1 protein-coding gene and 1 pseudogene are annotated in these 1,722 nt (G+C 67.0%); one reads left to right on the top strand and one right to left on the bottom strand.

Going from position 1 to position 1,722, the window contains the following annotated elements:
- A pseudogene (locus LQV45_RS30185) lies at positions 1-617 on the bottom strand (glycogen debranching enzyme GlgX); the annotation flags it as partial.
- Positions 618-732: 115 nt separating this feature from the next.
- On the opposite strand from LQV45_RS30185, the gene LQV45_RS30190 reads away from it, so the two are divergent.
- Positions 733-1,536 (top strand): carbon-nitrogen hydrolase family protein, encoded by an 804-nt coding sequence (locus LQV45_RS30190; protein WP_230010889.1) that lies wholly within the window; start codon positions 733-735, stop codon positions 1,534-1,536.
- Positions 1,537-1,722 lie beyond the last annotated feature (186 nt).

Raw genomic sequence — 1,722 nt, forward strand, 5'->3', positions numbered from 1 at the left:
GGCAGGAGCTGGACCGCCGTGACGCCCAGCGAGATCAGGTGCTCGATCATGGCCGGGTGGGCCATCCCGGCATAAGTCCCCTGCAGGTCCTCCGGAATGTCCGGGTGCAGCTTCGTCTGGCCCCGGACGTGGGCCTCGTAGACGATCGTGTTGCGCCACGGGACCCGCGGGCTGCGGTCCAGACCCCAGTCAAAATCGTTGCCGACCCGGACGCTGGTGATCAGCCCCTCGCGTTCGTCGACGGCCCGGCCATAGGGGTCCATCAGCAACGGCTGCTCGCCGACGGCATCGAAATTCGTGGCGGGCATGGACAGCGGGAGGGCCTCGTGTTCCGGGGAGGACCGGAAGCCATAGCGCGAGCCGGCGGGAATGCCCTCAACAATTCCGTGGTGGACGCCGTCGGTGACGTTGGGCAGGGTCTTCACCTGCCAGGTTCCCCCGGGCGCCTGATATTCGATCTCCAGCGTGGTTACGCCGGGCGCGTAGACGGCCACGTTGGCGAACGCGCCCCGGGGATCGTCCACTGCCGGCGACCCGGTATGTGGAACGCTGATCCCCAGCGGAAACGCCCGCGAAGCGTCTACGGTGGAAGCGGTATCTATGTAAGACATAACCATTGCTTAAAGCTTAGCCGGGCCAGACAAATGGCCCCCGTTTTCGTTTTCATGACGTTTTGCAGTGTACGGACCGCCGCACTGCATACTGTAATGGAGCGCCGAGTTGGAGGTAATTGTGCGCGTTGCACTAGCCCAAATCATTACCGGCCGTGACGTGGCCGCAAACCTGGACCTCGTGGACGCCTACGCGCGCCAGGCCAAGGCCGGCGGCGCGGACCTGGTGGTGTTCCCGGAAGCCACCATGCGGGCCTTCGGCAATTCGCTCCTCGATATCGCCGAGCCGCTGGACGGCCCGTGGGCATCCCGCGTCCGCGCCCTCGCCGCGGAGCTCGGCATCGTGATCGTCGCCGGCATGTTCACTCCCGGCACCGCCGCAGACGGCGCCAAGGTGCGCAACACCCTGCTGGTCACCGGCCGCGGCCTCGAGGCCAGCTACGACAAGATCCACCTGTTCGATGCTTTCGGTTTCGCCGAGTCGGACACGGTCGACGCCGGCACCGCCCCCGTCACCTTCGAGCTCGACGGCGTGACGTTCGGCCTCGCCACGTGCTACGACGTCCGCTTCCCGGACCTGTTCACGGAAAACGCCGACCGCGGCGCCGACGTCAACATTGTGTGCGCCTCCTGGGGCTCGGGCCCCGGCAAGGCCGAGCAGTGGAAGCTCCTGGCCCGAGCCCGCGCCCTGGACTCCACCACCTTGGTCCTCGCCTGCGGCCAGGGCGACCCCGCCAGCGTGGGTCACCCGGTCAAGGGCTCCGCCCCCACCGGTGTCGGGCACTCCGTGGTGGTCTCCCCCATGGGCGACGTCCTCGAAGAACTCGACGGCGCCCCCGGCCTGCTATTCGCGGACTTGGACACCGCCGCAGTTAAGGACGCCCGAGCTAAACTCCCGGTCCTAGCCAACCGCCACAGGTTCTAAGACACCGCAGCCGTTCGCCCTAGTCACCTCCGTGGATACTGACGGTTTGTTGCTTCCGTTTGTGGTCACCACCCGCGGACACCGGCGCCCTGCCGTCGCTTAGCGGTCAGCCCCTTCCCAAACTTCGCAAGCTCAGTTCGGCTCCCTCGGGGCGTTCCTTCCTCCCGCCTCCTACTTGGGCGGCTG

It is taken from the genome of Microbacterium sp. Bi128 (genome assembly GCF_918698205.1).